Source organism: Leptospira interrogans, from assembly GCF_900156205.1.
In the GTDB taxonomy this organism is placed as follows: domain Bacteria; phylum Spirochaetota; class Leptospiria; order Leptospirales; family Leptospiraceae; genus Leptospira; species Leptospira interrogans.
The window spans coordinates 14,453-31,157 of sequence record NZ_FTNA01000041.1 but is presented as its reverse complement, the minus strand read 5'-3'; the positions used below and the strand labels follow the sequence as shown (position 1 = coordinate 31,157).

Below are 16,705 nucleotides of genomic sequence, written 5' to 3'. Positions count from 1 at the left end.
TCCAATCATGAAAAGGAGCACTTTAATAACTTATAATGTGACTAAATCTGTAGGAACTACCACAAATCAAGTTTTACAGTTGGATTTTGAAAATGTAGGAATTATTACAAACTCCAATCATGAAAAGGAGCACTTTAATAACTTATAATGTGACTAAATCTGTGGGACTCATACTTTTAGAGAATTCTTTCTCGGTTGAATTTCTATTAAAATGGGATTTAAATTTTGATGGTAGCTATAGAACAACAATTTTGTGTAAAAATCTAATTAGACAATGATTCTTTTTGTATTTTATAGTGTTCTCAAACTTTCCAAATTTGGGCGCAGTTCCGACCCAATACGTACCGTTAAATCCATGATTTGTGAGAGCTCCCACATCTATTTTTTTTACGAAAAGATTAACCTAAGATAAAACGAATTTTTAATATTGAATTCACGTTAAACTTACTGATGGCTCATCTCTATAAAATAGAATATCTAAATGTTTATCCCAGCTACCGTTTTACGTAAGTTCGATAGAATCCAATGCGAAAGAGATTGAAGCGTAGGAGAGCTTAGCAGGTTCTATGATAAATTGAAACCAAAGACGAAATATTGTATAACGTTTCTTTGATGCAATTTATAGACTGGGGCTGAAAGCGGGGCCGGTGACGCTAAATTTGCCCAGATTTTCTTGCTTTGAATTTACAGAGTTGATGTAAACTTATTGAATTAGTACTTTATTATGTAATCTTTGAGGAGTGTAAGTATTGGAAAACTCAATTTAATAGTTTTGAATTGTACTGCCTCTGGAATTACATCGAAATATTAAAATTATTGAATGTAATATTAAAAAAACGAAATTACCCGCTCACTTTAATAAATAAGAAATAGAAGAAAACTAATTTTTCAAAGACTCTATTCTAGGTTTTGCTTTATAAACTTTCTTCAAAAAATAAAAAGAGTTCATTATAAATTTCTAAAGTTTAATTTCAAACTCAAGAGGGGCGTGGTCAGAAAAAGGTTTGTCTCTGAAGATGGAATGGCTCTTTACGTTTTTCTTAAGTTCTTCTGTTACAAAAAAATAGTCAATTCTCCAGCCCTTATTTTTGGCCCTGGCTCCGGCGCGAAACGTCCACCAGGAATATTCCTGTTTGTCTGGATAGAGATATCGAAATGTATCTACCCAACCCTTGTTTAAAAATTCGGATAACCATTCTCTTTCTTCGGGTAAAAATCCGCTGCTCTTTGCGTTTCCTTTTGGATCGTGAATATCTTGAGGGGTATGAGCAATGTTTACGTCCCCACATACTATGATATTCGGTTGTTTTTTTCTCCTTTTAGAAGATTCTTTTTGAAATAAGTCTAGAAACTTCATCTTTGCCGCTTGACGTATGTCTCCTGTGGTTCCGGAAGGAAAGTATAAATTCCAAAGCGCGAAGTTCGGATATTCTAAATAGATACTTCTTCCTTCTTTGTCAAAAAACGGATCTCCGATTCCGATTGTGATTTTTTCCGGGGGTTTTTTATAAAGAACGGCAACTCCGCTGTATCCTTTTTTTTCGGCGCTGTGGAAAACCGGAGTATAACCTCCTTCTTCCCAGAGAGAAGGGGGAACCTGGTCTTGGTTTGCCTTTGTTTCTTGAAAACAGATAAAATCCGGTTTTGTATTTCGAATATAATCGGCCAGTCCTTTTTCTAGGGAAGAACGAATTCCATTACAGTTGAGAGAGATAAATTTCATAAGCAGAGTGTAAATTGGAGGAATTCCTTTTATAAGCAATTGTTTTTTGAATAAATTTCAGATGCAAGATTCGTTCTTTTGGAAAATCTGGTTTCTTAGATGGCGATACAAATTTTTAAAGTTGGTTTAAAGGATCATTCTGTTTTAGATCCCGTTTTAAAACGCGCTAGAGAAGACTTAAGTTCCACGCTGGCTCTCGTAAAGCCGATCGTAGAAGACGTAAAAAATAGAGGAGACTCTGCACTTCGAGAATACACTCAAAAATTTGACGAGGTTATCCCTCCTAAATCCTTTGTTTTGGAAATTTCTAAACTGAATCCTAAAATCGATCCTAAACTCAAAACGGCTCTGGTAAAAGCCGCAAAAAATATACGTAACTTTCATAAAATTCAAATTCCAGAAAATAAAGAAATTATAATACATGGAAATAAACTTGGGATCCTCCATACTCCGATTGAATCTGTTTCCGTTTATGCTCCTGGTGGAAAAGCATTGTACCCATCTACAATTTTAATGGGAGTGATTCCAGCAAAACTCGCCGGAGTAAAAAATATACAAATTGTAACTCCCCCAAGAAAAGGAACTCTGCCAGATGGTCTGATTGCAGCCGCCAAAATTGCCGGAGCTGATAGAATCGTTATGGCGGGAGGCGCACAGGGAATTGCAGCGGTTTCTTATGGAACGGAAAGTATTCCTTCTTCCGAATTTGTGGTTGGTCCCGGAAATAAGTTTGTGACCGCCGCAAAAGTATATTTAAGCGGTCAAGGTGTAATCGGAATCGATAGCCCAGCAGGTCCGAGCGAGGTTTTGATCATAGCCGACGATTCTGCAGATCCTATGTGGGTTGCGGCAGATCTTTTGTCTCAAGCAGAACACGGAGAAGATTCCGTTGCAATTCTTTGTACGAATTCTTTATCTCTTGCCCAAAAAGTAAAGGAAGAAGTGGAAAAGGCTCTTATAGAAAGACCTAAAAGGGGAGAGATGAAACGTAAATCCATCGAAGATCATGGAAAAATATTCGTTTTTTCTAATTTAGAAGAATGTTTTGTATTTTCAAATCTGTTTGCTCCCGAACATCTAGAGATCCAAACCAAAAATTTTAAAAAGGATCTAAAAAAAGTAAAACACGCAGGTTCCGTCTTTTTAGGGAATTATTCTCCGGTTGCCATGGGAGATTATATTAGTGGAACTAATCATATACTTCCAACCGCAGGAGCTGCTAGGATTTACTCTTCCTTAGGAGTTTCTACGTTCTTAAAACGGGTTACTTGGCAAGAGGTTTCTAAGAAGTCCATCCAAAATTTGTATCCACACGTTAAAGTTCTTTCCGAATTCGAGGGTCTTGACGAGGAACACGGAAATTCGGTTAGAATCAGACGGTAAAAGATTAGAACTTAAGTATATTTAAATATTATGATTGTATGTAAAATCCCTGAAGAAGTTTTGGACCAAGTTCGTCTATGGAAAGCCCAAGGAAAAAGGATCGGTTTTGTTCCTACCATGGGTTTTTTGCACGAGGGTCACGCCTACTTATTTGAAGAATGTATATCCAAAGCGGATAAAACCGTGGTTTCTATTTTTGTAAACCCCGCTCAGTTTAATGATCCGGAGGATTACGCCAAATATCCGGTCAATACGGAAGGGGATTTGAAACTTTGTGAATCTAAAAAGGTAGATCTTGTTTTTTTACCGGACAAAGAAACTATATATCCCGATGGAATTCCAGATATTGTATTAAAAATTCCTAATTTAATGAAAAGCTTATGTGCGGTTTCTAGGCCAGGGCATTTTGAAGGTGTACTTCTGGTAATTTCTAGACTCTTTCATTTTGTACAGCCGGATTTTGCTTTTTTTGGCAAAAAAGATTATCAGCAATATCTACTCATCCGGGAGTTTTGTAATACTTTGGCCTTTCCGATAGAAGTCATCGGTTGTGAAACGGTACGTTCTTCCCAAGGTTTAGCTCTTAGTTCTAGAAATTCTCGTCTAAGTGAAACAGAAAAAGAAGAATCACTTTTGATTTATAGATCTCTCAAACTAGGAGAAAATCAAATTTTTTCCGGAATAAAAAATCCGCTTTTGGTTAAAGAGATCATGAAGGACGTTTTAGATTCTTCTTCTAAAATTCGTCTGGATTATTTAGAAATTTTGAATGCAGATACTCTTGACCCTTTGGAAGTTTTAGAAGGAGAAATTTTACTTGCGATTGCCGCTTTTATAGGCCCAGTGCGTTTGATAGATAACCTTACTTTGAGTGTTCCTATTTCATGAAAGATCTTTTGAACATGATAGGCGATGGGGTTTTTTCAAGATTTGAATCTTCTCTTAAAAAAAAGAATTCTACTTCAAAAATAAAATCTTCATTTGCGGATTCTTCGAATTTAAAAACTCAATCGAATTTAACTCTAAAGACACAATCTGTTTCGGCTTCAGAAAAAAAAATTTCCGTAAACACCGAAGTTGTAGGTTCGGTATATTCGGTTACTACGGGAAGCCATTCTATATTAGCTTCTTCTTTATTTCAAAAATTGAATCAAACGATTTTAGTCGTTTCCGAAAATAATACCTCGGCTGAATTTTTATTTAGAGAGGCACTCAGTTTTCTTCCCTCTAATGATCTGATTTATTTGCCGGGGCAGGAAGTTCTTCCCTACGAATACATGCGTTATCCTTCCGAGATGAAACGAGAAAGAATTAAGGCCATCGCAAAGATACTGAGTGGAGAACCTGTTTTGATATTTACTTCCGTTTCCGGTTTTCTAAAAACTCTTCCTCCGATACAAACGATGCAAGGAAGAGCGATCGTTTTAAAAAAGGGAAAAGAAATCGATTTAGAATCCCTTCTGATTCAATTGATCGATTTAGGTTATAAAAGAGTACAGGTTTGCGAAACTTTCGGAGAGTTTAGTCTAAAAGGTGGAATTCTAGATATTTTTTCTTCGTATTCCACAGAGCCTGTGAGAATCGATCTTTTTGGAGAAGAAATAGAATCGATTCGCACTTTTGATCCGGATAGCCAGAGATCTATGACTGATTTAGATCAGGCGGTTCTTCTTCCTGCGGATGAATATATTCTTTCTGAAGAACAAAAAAAAGAATATCAGAATTTTCTAAAGTCTTCGGACTCTTCTTTACATCTTCCTGAAATTCCGGAAGGTAATTATGGAATTTATTACGAGGAGCTTATTCCGTTGGTCAGAGAAAACCACGGAATCCTTTCTTACTTTTCGAAACCACCAATTCTTATTTTCCCTTCTGCAAACTCTGTCAAAGAAAGATTGTTTCATTTGGAAAAAGAATACCTTTCTCTTTTTGAAAAACGTTCTCGAGAAGTTCTATGTGCTCCTCCTGAAAAACTTTTGTCTTTTGGAGAAGAATTTAAGGTTCTTTCCGAATCGATTGGTCTTTCTTTTGTGGGACTTCCTCCCAGAAACGAAAACGATCTGGTTTCTTTGTTAAAAGAAGCTCCTTCGTTTAAAGGTAAAATTAGAGAGGTAAGAGAAAAAATTTCAGAATTGAGGGCAAAAGGAGGTTGGAAGATCGTTTTGACTTCTTCTTTTGAAGCTCAGACAAAAAGGTTACAAGGTCTTTTTGAAAAAGAAGGTGTGATTTTATTAAATGAAGATTCTACAGAACCTCTTCCGTTTCATTTGGGAAATCATAAATCGGATACGTTTTTAGTTTTGTCCGAATTGAGAAACGGATTTATATTAGAAAATCAGAAAATTCTAATTCTTTCTGAAAACGACATTTTTGGAAGAGAATATAAACGTAAGACACGTTTTAAAAAACAGAATAGCAAAGCGCTTCAGAGTTTTATAGATCTAAAAGAAGGAGACTACGTAGTTCATATTCATCACGGTGTAGGTAAGTTTTTAAAAATAGAAAGAACCAGCGCTGGTGGTAAAGAAAGGGACTTTCTTAAATTAGAATATTCGGGTGGAGATAGTTTGTTTGTTCCGTTGGACCAGATTTCTTTGGTTCAAAGATATATTGGTGGAACTGAGTCTCCTCGTTTGGATAGTTTGGGGAAAAGCACTTGGAAAAAAACGAAAGACCGTGTTCAAAAAGCGGTCGAAGCCTTGGCGGAAGATTTAGTTCAGATGTATTCCAATAGACTCAAGTTACAAGGTTATGCGTTTCCTCCAGATACGATTTACCAAGAGGAATTTGAAGCCGAGTTTGAATACGAAGAAACTCCGGATCAGATAGAAGCGATTGAAGCTGTAAAAAAAGATCTGGAATCTTCTAGGCCGATGGATCGTCTTGTGTGTGGAGATGTTGGTTATGGAAAAACGGAAGTGGCGATTCGTGCTGCGTTTAAGGTAGCGATGGCTGGTAGACAGATCATGATGCTTGCTCCTACTACGATTTTAGCATTACAACATTATAATACATTTAAGAATCGTTTTGAAAATTATCCAGTTCGAGTAGAACTCGTGTCCCGCTTTAAAACTCCTGCAGAAATTAGAGATATATTGGCCGATTTTTCCGCAGGTAAGGTAGATATGGTGGTTGGAACCCACGCCATTCTTTCTTCTAAATTAAAACCTAAAAATTTAGGACTTTTGATTATAGACGAAGAACAAAGGTTTGGTGTTAATCATAAGGAAACCATTAAGAAGTTTAAGAATTTAGTGGACGTTCTGACTTTGACTGCGACTCCGATTCCTAGAACCTTACACATGGCTTTGACTGGAATCAGAGAACTTTCTATTATCGCCACTCCACCTAAGAACCGTCAGTCGGTCGAAACCTATGTTTTAGAAGAAGACGATGATCTCATTTCGGATGCGATCAGAAACGAGATTCAAAGGGGCGGTCAGGTTTTTTATCTTTATAATCGCGTGGAGACGATCGAAGAGGAAACTAATTATCTGAGCAAACTCGTTCCAGAAGTGTCCATTGGAATTTTACACGGTCAAATGACGGAAGACGAAATAGAAGAAACTCTGTTGGATTTTTACAATCGTAAATACGATATTTTAGTCACTACCACGATTATAGAATCCGGAATTGATATGCCTAATGTAAATACACTTTTTGTAAAACGAGCAGATCTTTTTGGTCTTTCTCAATTGTATCAGATTCGAGGTAGAGTTGGTAGAAGTGATCGGAAAGCATTTGCTTATATGTTACTTCCTAAAGATAGAGTTGTGACGGAACAGGCGGAAAAAAGACTCAATACGATCTTCGAATATCAGGAATTAGGTTCTGGTTTTAAGGTGGCAATGCGTGATTTAGAAATCAGAGGAGCTGGTAATCTACTCGGAAAGGAACAATCCGGGGACATTATGGAAGTAGGATTTGATCTTTATGTCCGTATGTTAGAAGACGCGATCGCTAGAATTAAGGGAGAAGAAATCGTAGTAGAGGTTAGAACTTCTGTTACTTTGAATACAAACTTCTTCATTCCGGAAACATATATTTCTGATACAAGACAGAAGATAGAATTTTACAAAAAGTTAGAAGGTGCAAGAGACTTAGATGAGATTGAGGAAATTTATTCTGAAATGTTGGATCGTTTTGGAGAACCTCCGGAGGATGCAAAGACATTTATACTTTTAGAAAAGATCAGAACTCTTGCATCTAATTTAGGTTTTGAATTCGTAACAGAAATGAAAGATGAAATTAAAATGAAATCCGGTTCTTATTTTAGAGGAGATCATACTAAAATCATTCAACTAATCTCTGCTAGAACAGGACTCACCCTCAATCCTAAGGAACCAAATGTATTGATTTTTCAAACCGAAAAAAAGTTGGAAAAAGAAAAGCTAGACACTTTAATCTTTCTTCTTTCGGAAATGCTACCTTCTAAAAAAGTATAGACGATCCAGGCGCGAATCCTATCTTTGCAACAGGAACTTTAGTCCGATGAAAAAAAACAGTATTCTCATTTTTGTTTCTATTTTGACCGCTTTTTTTGCGAGTTGTGGAGATAATTCCGAAGTGATTGAAACCTTGGATGGTAACAAGATCACTGTGAACAGTTTTGAAGATACTTATAATGTAGCTATCGATGCGATGAGTCGAGTTCAAAATATAGAAAAAGAAAATCTTCTCGAATTTATTTCTAAAGACATATCGGAAGTTCCGGAACAAATGAGAGCTTTGAATTATCAGTTTCAAAAGAAAAATTTTTACGATCAATACAGAGATATGATGATCACTACGATCGCAGCTGAAAAAGACGGTTTTACAAAACGGGACGACATTAAAAAGATTTTAAAGTTTCAGGAAATGCAGATCGTTTCTCAACTTTATGTAATGCATCTTGTAGAAAGTAAGATTAAAATTTCCGAAGAAGAAGCGATGGAAGAATGTCAAAAACTTCGTTCTAAGGAACCTCAAATCAGTTCTCTTCCTATAGATCGTTGTATTCTTTTTGCAAGAGCGAAATTGAAAAAGGATAAGTCTCAGGAAATTCTTCCAAAAGTTTTAGAAAGAATTAAAGAACAGGTTGCTATCAAACACAATGATAAGTTTGATTTAGATGCTTTCTTAAAGAAAAAAATAGGCGGTGAGGCGGATAAAAAAGAATCTTCGTCTGCAACAGGAACTGCTCCTAAAACGGAAACTCCTAAAACTACTGGGCAGTAATTTCAATTGAATCCGTATCTGAACGCCTTTCTGAGAAGTATCATTGAGGCGATCACAGAATTTTTACCAGTGTCTTCCACAGGACATCTTTTTTTATTCAGTTCTTTTTTTCCCTTTTACGGAGAGAATGTAGAATTTGATGACCTTTTTGATATATTCATTCAGAGTGGTGCGATTCTTTCTGTTTTATTTTTATATAGAGAGAAATTCAAGTCGCAGATTGTTTCTTCTTTTCGATATATTTTAAAACAAAATTCAGATTCAGAAGGTTTTCATTTTTTAATTCAAATTTGTATTGGCGCTTTTCCGATTTTAATCGCTGGTTTTATCGCGAAGAAGTTTTTAGATACGATCAAAGCAAGACCGGATCTTTTAGAGATTCTTTCGGGAGCTTGGATTTTTGGAGGAGTTCTCATTCTAGTTGCAGAATGGTATTTTCATCAAAGACCGGAAGAAAAAAAATCAATTGGTTTTAAGGATTCTATTCTGATTGGAATTTTTCAATGTATGGCTTTGATTCCAGGAATGTCTAGATCAGCTGCTACGATCATTACAGCTCGTTTTTTAGGAAAGGATACTAAAAGTAGTGCTGAGTTTTCTTTTTTTCTTGCCGTTCCGGTTCTTCTTGCAGCAGGAATTTATAAATTAATTAAATATCGATCTATTCTAAATGGGAATACGATACCAGTATTGATGTTTGGTTTTTTAGTTTCATTTCTTCTTTGTACTTTGGTGATTCGTTGGTTTTTACGTTATATACAAAAACATTCTTTTAGCGTTTTCGGAGTTTATAGAATCTTGTTGGGGGTCGGAGTTCTCGTTCTCACTAAGTTGATTTGATGAGGAGAATAATCTGACACGGTATGCCTCTCCGTCTGGTTCTGATTTTATCTTTGTTACTGATCAAGATTCCTATCTATGCTCAGTCTACGGATGAACAGACTCTTCGTTTACTTACGGGTGGGGCTGGATCCGATTCTTCTAGTGATGATAAAAAGTTAGCTATACTCAGAGCCAAAAATCGTCTACTCGGTAAATCTATAGACACACTTCCAGACAGAGAAATAGACGATCTTTTACTTTCTCTCGGACTAACTCGGGATGGTTCTCTTTTTACTCGAAGAAAACGTCTACGTGCAGCTTTGGAAGAACCCCTTCCGACTGTTGTAGATCCAATGGTTCAACTTCCACAAACTAAAAAAGCGCTTCCTATTTCTATTGAAAACGCTTCTGAAGGAGAACTTCTCCAAGTAGATAAAAATAAGTCTGGGGTTTTAGTTCTTCGTGGTAGGGTTCGTTTAAAACTACGTTCAGGATCTTTAGAAGCAGAAACAATCACAGTTGATAGTGAAAGACAGGAAATTTATGCAGAAGGTGGGATCGTCTATAAGGATGGTAGGGCGATTGTAGAAGGTGATAAGTTTATCTATGATTTTCGTTTAGAAAAAGGAGTGGTCTATAAAACAAAAGGCACTTTTTCTCCCGCTCATTTTATTGGAGAAAAACTCAAAAAACTAGATGATAAACGTTATGCGTTAGAGATGGGTTATTTTACAATTTGTAATGCTGAAAAGCCTCATTATTCTTTTAAGGTAAATAAACTCTATATCTACGAAGATAAAACTGTAATGGCGACTAATGTTCGTTATCAGGTTGGAGGTACGACCGTTCTTTGGTTGCCATTTTTATACAATAGCAATTTAGGAAATGGGTGGATCGCTCAAGCGGGTAAGAACAATACACAGGGATTGTTTTTACAAACTTCGTATCAATGGTCTACAATTCCTACTTTTCCATTGGCTCCTATGGGTTATAAATTTAGAGCGGATTTTTACGAAAAAACGGGCCAGGCGTTTCATATGGAGATGTGGAATCAAAGCCCTGCTTTGAATTATCTAATTGATATAGCCTACGCCAATCATAAAAGGTATCAAACTACTACCGCCTACGAAGATCGTTTTCATAATTTCGGAGTAGGTACAACCGCGGTTACAAATCAAGTGGATCGGGGGGCTCTTTATTCGGCGGACCCGAACGCCCCTCTTAGAAATATCGGACCGGACGTAGAACCTTGGTGGAAGGGTAGAATACTTTTAAATTCTAAAACGAACAATACGGAAAAAGACGTTACCCGAAACATCAGTTTACAGTACGAAAATTATACGGACAGGCTTTTTGATTACGAATACGGAAATCGATATGAACCTGCAAATACATTACAATCTCTTTATACTGCTAGAAACGTTCGTATGGGTTTTATTCGTAATACCTTAGAATGGAAATTGGATTATACGGAAAACAGAGGGGACCTTTCTATCAATATAGGAATGAAACGAAATCTTCTCTATTATATATTAAATCCTGCAGATAAGTCTGGATATTTTCCTACGGTCGACACGATACCTACTACTACAATTCGAAATTCTTCCGAAATTGGAAGGATTCCTTATTTTAATTCAGCGGTTTATTGGGACGTTTTTCTAAATAACACAATTCTAAGATACTACGGGGCTCCGATTCGGGAAAATTTAAAAATTCCCACTCTGGACGGTTCTTTTCAAGATCCTTGGGGAGATTATAAAGAGAACGTATTTAGGACACAGTATTTTACCCAGGGTGAATCTGGACTTAGAACCACTCTTAATTTTGGAAGCTATTTGGCTTTTACTCCAAACGCTTTTTTTGGAGCTAAAAAACAATCTGCAAACGTTAGAAATAATACGGCGGTGACAGGAGTTACGGATAACGCGTTTACTTCTTTAGAAAGGTATCTTGCAAGAGAATCTTACGAATATCTAAGAACTTCTTCTAACTTAAGGTTTGGAATTCCACTTTTATTTTTTAATACTACCTATCGAAAAACTGAAATTTATAAACCCGAACTACAAGATCCGATTTTAGGTAAAACCAGACAACACGAACTGGAACTTTCTTTGGAAAGTTACGCTTTAGAAAATTTTGAAATATCCATCAGAACCATAAGAGACTTAAGAAGTTTTTCTGACGAATACAAACCCCAACCTACGGATGCAGAAAGATGGTATTTTACAGTTGCTCGGTTTTCTGGATATTTTGACTTTTTGGATGGGTTACGACCTAAACGAGTTTCCTTATTGGAAAGAAAGAGAAGTTTTTATTCCGGGTTATTTTTAAATAACGATTATGTACATCACAATCCAAAAGCAAAACCACTTTATAATAGTTTGACGGCTTCTTACAAGATGGGAGGTTTTACACTTCCTTTTGTACGTTTGATTCGTGAACTGGAATTAGGTGGAACTTGGTATCATGTTTATAATAGCCCAATTTTAGATGGTTATAGAGTATTCGTCAAAGCGAATGTAGATTTTACTCGGTATTTAGGAATTGAGGCGGAATTGGATTCTAGAGTTAGTCAGCCTTGGAGATATACAAATCAGGTTGGTAATACATACGATACTTTTTACTACGGAAACGATCCTACCATGTCTGTTGCCACGATCAATTTAGATCGAACCTCTCTTCAAAAAGATTTGTTAGACGGAACCGGAGTCAATGGAAACGGTTCAAGACAAAACACGGCTCTAAATATCAATCGATTTATGGGAACGATTAAATACAATCTTCATACTGCGAATTTTAGGTTGGGGTATAGTATGGATCTTCGTTCGGTTCCTGGAGGAAGAACGGACGGACTTGTTTCCTTTTACGATCAATCCGTATTTTTCTCGATTTCGATCACGGATTTTACTTTGGGACAACAAGATTCTTCGGAACTGACCAGAGTTCGTTTGTTTAGATTCCGAAAACGTCCTTTCCAAGCGGGGGACAGCACTGGAATTTCTTCGGAGAACCCTTGATTATGCTAAAGGAAAGAAGTCAAACATTCAAACTGATATTTACAATATTAGATTTTTCAAATGCTTTATTTAGCGGTATTTTGGCATTCGTTTTTAGATTTTATTTTTTAGACGAAAACGGAACGGATCGGCGTTACGTAGATATTGAAAGTTATATATTCCTTTTCTTTTTATTAGCTTTTTTTCAAGTGATTGTGTTTATTGCGATCGATCTTTATCATCCTAGAAGAGGTCTTTCTTTTATAGACGAATTTTTGACGATTATAAGCGGGGTATTTCTCAATCTTGTATTAGTGCTTGCCGTTTTATTCTTTTTTAGAGGGGACTTAGGAAGCGAACGATTTTCCAGATATGTAGTACTTGCCTTTGCGATGATCAACATTTTGACCTCAAGTATTCTTCATTATATTGCCAGAATCGTTTTGCGTATTCTTCGTAAAAAAGGATATAATTTAAGAAGTGTATTGGTTGTAGGTGTTTCTGAAACTTCAAAACGTTTTAACGACGCGGTCATCAAACATGGAATATACGGCTATAAGATCTTAGGATTTGTTCAAACAAAAAGTGCAAAACCGGTTAGCAAAGAAATGAAAGTGGTTGGTAAGATCGAAAAGATCTCGCACGTTTTAGAAAAAGAAAGACCCGATTTAGTGGTTTATACTTTGGAACCTTCGGAAGGAGATTATCTTAAAGAAGTTTTGGACGCGTGCGATCACGAAGGAATTGACCTTAAGATCGTTCCTGGTTTCCAGGAATTCATCAAAGCTCGTGGAAGAGTAGAAGAAATGGAAGGTCTTCCAGTAATTTCGATCCGGAACATTCCGATTCGATTAGGATATAATAAATTCGTAAAACGAATTTTCGATCTAACCTTTTCGATTCTTTTTATTTTATTTTTTTCCCCATTTTATTTATTGATGGCCTTGCTCGTAAAACTAACTTCGCCCGGTCCGGTGTTTTACTATCAGGAAAGAGTAGGGTTGGATAATAAGAAGTTTAAGATGATTAAGTTTAGAACGATGGTCGTTCAAGCTAAAACCCAATCCGAAACGACTTGGACGGTTCAGAACGATCCCAGGGTTACGAGTGTGGGAAGAATTCTACGTAAACTTTCTTTAGATGAAACTCCTCAGTTTTTTAACGTTTTATTTGGGGATATGTCAGTTGTTGGGCCCAGACCGGAACGCCCTCATTTTGTAGAAAAGTTTAAAAATGATCATAAACATTATATGAGAAGACACGCGGTTAAGGCGGGGATTACAGGACTCGCACAGGTTAAAGGTTTGAGAGGAGATACTTCGATTGAAGATAGAATTGCCGCGGATATTTATTATATTGAAAATTGGTCTATTTGGCTGGATTTGAAAATTATTCTACTGACTCCTTTTAAAGGAATCATGGACAAAAACGCATACTAAAACACTCTTGCCGCAAGGGGAGAATCATGAACATCAACGAAGATTCTTTGCAAAAGATCGCCGAACTCTCTCGTTTAAAAATTCGTTCCGAAGAGAAAGAGGCCACTCTTCAAGACTTTAATAAAATTTTAGAATATGTAGATCAGATAAAAGGTTTGGACGTGAGTTCAATCAAGGACGACGAAATTTACCTACATCATGAAAATGCAATTCGTCCTGATTTGGCTGGTAAACATTTGTCACGAGAAGAGATAGAGTCATTTGCACCTTCTTTTCAAAATGGATATTTCGTGGTTCCTAAGGTGATAGAAACATGAACGAAATATTAAAAAAACCTTATGTGGAATTGAAAGATTCTCTGAATTCCGGAAAAATATCTTCCACAGAACTTGTAAGCGCTTGTATCAATCGGATTCGAGAAGTAGACGGTGCTGTAAAAGCGTTTCTATACTTAGATGAAAAAAAAGTATTAAACTCCGCAGAAGAAAGTGACAAACGTAGAAAAGAAGGAAAACCACTTTCGGAATTCGACGGAATGCCGGTTGCAATCAAAGATAATATATGTATTCGGGATACGATCACTTCTTGTTCTTCTAAAATATTAGAAAATTATAAATCTCCATTTCACGCAACTGTTGTAGAAAAACTTTTAGAAAAAGGTTTTATACTATTTCCAAGAACTAATATGGACGAGTTTGCGATGGGAAGCTCCACGGAAAATTCCGCCTTTCAGACAACTCGAAATCCTTTTGACCTGGAAAGAATTCCGGGTGGTTCCAGCGGAGGTTCTGCAGCGGCAGTTGCCGCTTCTATGGTTCCACTGGCACTTGGATCGGATACGGGAGGATCGGTTCGTCAACCTGCTTCTCTTTGTGGGCTCTACGGACTCAAACCTACTTATGGAACCGTTTCCCGTTATGGGCTTGTAGCTTATGCTTCTAGTTTAGATCAGATCGGACCATTTTCTAGAGAACTACAAGGTTGTATAGATTTGTATTCTGTAATTTCCGGAAAAGACGTAAGGGATTCTACTTCTATCCATCGTCCCAAATTTTCGGCTTCGGATGTTCAGCCCCAGGATTTTAAAGGATTGAAAGTAGGGGTCATTAAAATGACTCCAGAAATTCAATCTGAAGTAGTAAAATCGTATGATAAAGTTCTAAATCAGTTAAAAGAAAAAGGCGCTACGTTAGTTGATATTGATTTTTCGAAATTCGGTTTTGCAATTCCAATCTATTATATCATAGCGACTGCGGAATGTTCTTCCAACCTTTCCCGGTTTGACGGGATTCGTTTTGGATCTAGAAAAGATAAAACTGGAAAACTAGAAGATCTTTTTGTAGATTCTAGAACGGAAGGATTTGGACCGGAAGTAAAGAGAAGAATTCTTTTGGGAACTTTTTCTTTGTCTGCAGGTTATTATGACGCTTATTATGGAACCGCACAAAAGGCAAGGGCTTTGATTCGTAAGGAATATGAATCTTTCTTTTCAAAAGTAGATTGTATATTACAACCTACTTCTCCTACGACTGCGTTTAAGATTGGTGAAAAAACGAAAGATCCAATTCAGATGTATAAAGCTGATATTTGGACTACTAGCGTAAATCTCGCCGGACTTCCTGCAATGAGTGTTCCTATGGGAGCGGATCAAAAAGGGCTTCCAATCGGATTACAAATTACTACTCCTCATTTTCAAGAAGGAAAACTTTTCGGAATTGCATTAGCACTTTCTACATTAGAAGGAATGAATATTCAGTTTCCGGAAAGTATTAAATGAGTAATCTTACTGCCAGAGTAATTCCCTGTCTGGACATCAAAGACGGGCGTGTAGTTAAGGGAGTAAATTTTGTAAATCTAGTGGACGCTGGAGATCCAGTGGAATCGGCTGCGATCTACGAAGAGAATTTAGCCGATGAACTTTGTTTTTTAGATATAACCGCTTCTTCGGATAGAAGAGAGATATTACTTCATCTTGTAGAGAGGATAGCCGAAAAGATTTTCATTCCTTTTACAGTAGGAGGAGGAATTAGAACCGTAGACGACGTAAAAGCCGTTTTAGAAAAAGGAGCGGACAAGGTATCAATCAATACTGCAGCTTTTCAAAACCCCAAATTGTTAACATATTCTTCCGAAATTTATGGATCTCAATGTATCGTTTGTGCAATTGATGTTAAGCATGAAAAAGAAAGAGATCGATACGAAGTTTTTTTACACGGAGGAAGAACAGCAACCGGAAGGGAGGCTTTGGATTGGGCTCAAGAGGCCGCCGAAAAAGGTGCTGGAGAAATTTTACTTACGTCTATGGATCGAGATGGAACTAGAAATGGATTTGATATTCATCTTCTAAAGAATTTTTCCTCGTCTCTGGGAATTCCAATTATAGCATCTGGAGGGGCCGGAAATCCGGAGCATATGGTGGAAGCCATTTTACGCGGGAAAGCAGATGCAGTACTTGCTGCTTCTATTTTTCATTTTGGAGAATATTCTATCCGTGAGACTAAAAAAGCTATGGAAGAGATGGGTATTTCGGTTCGTTTAGATTAAAATGATATTTGTCTATAGATGCTGAAAATGGTTTTCTATTTTTGGAATGTGATAGTTTTTGTTAGGCAATATTATTTTAACTTGAGTTCGACGTAAGAATATTTGGGCGAATCGCTCGCAAATTTTATAGTATATAATGGCTCGCGACCGCGCTTGAACTCAATGTTGCTCCTTGCTGTCGCAACATAATGCTGCAATTCCTTCGGAATTTTCGCTACAATCGCTTTCGCATACCGAACTCACGTTATTTTAACTTGAGTTTGACGTAAGAAAATCAGGACGGAATCGGCTTGCTACGGGCTTTCAGCTCTGGTTAATAAATTGTATGCAGGAAACATAATACACCATGCCATTTTTAGTTTTAATATAGAACGCGATCTATAGAGAGCGTTCTGCTGAGTTCAAACGCGATCTGTCGAGCGCTCATAGAAGTGAGACGCTTTCGTTTAGAGAACGATGCTTGAGCTCTCTCACGTCGATTTCTTTCGCGTTATATCCAAATCACTTTATTTTATAAAGCATAAGTAAAATATAATTTACTCATGTTTAAAATTCAGTGGGATGTACTTCATAAGCCCAGT

11 protein-coding genes are annotated in these 16,705 nt (G+C 36.8%); 10 read left to right on the top strand and 1 reads right to left on the bottom strand.

From position 1 onward, the window contains the following. Positions 1-958: 958 nt before the first annotated feature. Entirely contained in the window at positions 959-1,723 is a 765-nt protein-coding gene (locus BW942_RS19750) for an exodeoxyribonuclease III (protein WP_002068111.1), read from the bottom strand. 99 nt (positions 1,724-1,822) lie between these two features. Between BW942_RS19750 and hisD the strand changes: the two genes are divergently transcribed. The 10 genes from hisD to hisF are packed head-to-tail and all read left to right on the top strand — an operon-like array spanning position 1,823 to position 16,124. Beyond that, positions 1,823-3,106 (top strand): histidinol dehydrogenase, encoded by a 1,284-nt coding sequence (gene hisD, locus BW942_RS19745; protein ID WP_001007462.1) that lies wholly within the window; start codon positions 1,823-1,825, stop codon positions 3,104-3,106. A 30-nt stretch (positions 3,107-3,136) separates the two neighbouring features. Next, on the top strand, positions 3,137-3,994 hold the full coding sequence (panC, locus tag BW942_RS19740) for a pantoate--beta-alanine ligase (RefSeq protein WP_000634421.1): 858 nt from the start codon (positions 3,137-3,139) through the stop codon (positions 3,992-3,994). Further along, positions 3,991-7,551, top strand: coding sequence for a transcription-repair coupling factor (gene mfd / locus BW942_RS19735; RefSeq protein ID WP_000654025.1), 3,561 nt, complete (start codon positions 3,991-3,993; stop codon positions 7,549-7,551). The genes panC and mfd overlap by 4 nt, the downstream gene beginning before the upstream one ends. Positions 7,552-7,597: 46 nt before the next feature. Further along, positions 7,598-8,323 (top strand): lipoprotein LipL31, encoded by a 726-nt coding sequence (locus tag BW942_RS19730; protein WP_000742261.1) that lies wholly within the window; start codon positions 7,598-7,600, stop codon positions 8,321-8,323. A gap of 6 nt (positions 8,324-8,329) precedes the next feature. Further along, positions 8,330-9,163 (top strand): undecaprenyl-diphosphate phosphatase, encoded by an 834-nt coding sequence (locus BW942_RS19725; RefSeq protein WP_001070489.1) that lies wholly within the window; start codon positions 8,330-8,332, stop codon positions 9,161-9,163. 23 nt (positions 9,164-9,186) lie between these two features. Further along, positions 9,187-12,162 (top strand): LPS-assembly protein LptD, encoded by a 2,976-nt coding sequence (locus tag BW942_RS19720; protein WP_001131037.1) that lies wholly within the window; start codon positions 9,187-9,189, stop codon positions 12,160-12,162. A 2-nt stretch (positions 12,163-12,164) separates the two neighbouring features. After that, the gene (locus tag BW942_RS19715; RefSeq protein WP_000910880.1) at positions 12,165-13,580 is read left to right on the top strand and encodes an undecaprenyl-phosphate glucose phosphotransferase; all 1,416 of its coding nucleotides are present in this window, start codon (positions 12,165-12,167) and stop codon (positions 13,578-13,580) included. 26 nt (positions 13,581-13,606) lie between these two features. After that, positions 13,607-13,897, top strand: coding sequence for an Asp-tRNA(Asn)/Glu-tRNA(Gln) amidotransferase subunit GatC (gatC, locus tag BW942_RS19710; protein ID WP_001024432.1), 291 nt, complete (start codon positions 13,607-13,609; stop codon positions 13,895-13,897). Beyond that, complete coding sequence (gatA, locus tag BW942_RS19705) at positions 13,894-15,357, top strand: Asp-tRNA(Asn)/Glu-tRNA(Gln) amidotransferase subunit GatA (RefSeq protein ID WP_001002770.1); 1,464 nt, start codon at positions 13,894-13,896, stop codon at positions 15,355-15,357. The genes gatC and gatA overlap by 4 nt, the downstream gene beginning before the upstream one ends. Continuing rightward, positions 15,354-16,124: an imidazole glycerol phosphate synthase subunit HisF gene (gene hisF / locus BW942_RS19700; RefSeq protein WP_000067921.1), complete on the top strand. Its 771-nt coding sequence runs from the start codon at positions 15,354-15,356 to the stop codon at positions 16,122-16,124. The genes gatA and hisF overlap by 4 nt, the downstream gene beginning before the upstream one ends. Positions 16,125-16,705: the final 581 nt, after the last annotated feature.

Excerpts from the sequence above, each read along its gene's own strand:
- BW942_RS19750 (WP_002068111.1), bottom strand. The coding sequence starts at position 1,723 with ATGAAATTTATCTCTCTCAACTGTAATGGAATTCGTTCTTCCCTAGAA.
- mfd (WP_000654025.1), top strand. The coding sequence starts at position 3,991 with ATGAAAGATCTTTTGAACATGATAGGCGATGGGGTTTTTTCAAGATTT.
- BW942_RS19715 (WP_000910880.1), top strand. The coding sequence starts at position 12,165 with ATGCTAAAGGAAAGAAGTCAAACATTCAAACTGATATTTACAATATTA.
- gatA (WP_001002770.1), top strand. The coding sequence starts at position 13,894 with ATGAACGAAATATTAAAAAAACCTTATGTGGAATTGAAAGATTCTCTG.
- BW942_RS19730 (WP_000742261.1), top strand. The coding sequence starts at position 7,598 with ATGAAAAAAAACAGTATTCTCATTTTTGTTTCTATTTTGACCGCTTTT.
- hisD (WP_001007462.1), top strand. The coding sequence starts at position 1,823 with ATGGCGATACAAATTTTTAAAGTTGGTTTAAAGGATCATTCTGTTTTA.
- gatC (WP_001024432.1), top strand. The coding sequence starts at position 13,607 with ATGAACATCAACGAAGATTCTTTGCAAAAGATCGCCGAACTCTCTCGT.
- BW942_RS19720 (WP_001131037.1), top strand. The coding sequence starts at position 9,187 with ATGCCTCTCCGTCTGGTTCTGATTTTATCTTTGTTACTGATCAAGATT.
- panC (WP_000634421.1), top strand. The coding sequence starts at position 3,137 with ATGATTGTATGTAAAATCCCTGAAGAAGTTTTGGACCAAGTTCGTCTA.
- hisF (WP_000067921.1), top strand. The coding sequence starts at position 15,354 with ATGAGTAATCTTACTGCCAGAGTAATTCCCTGTCTGGACATCAAAGAC.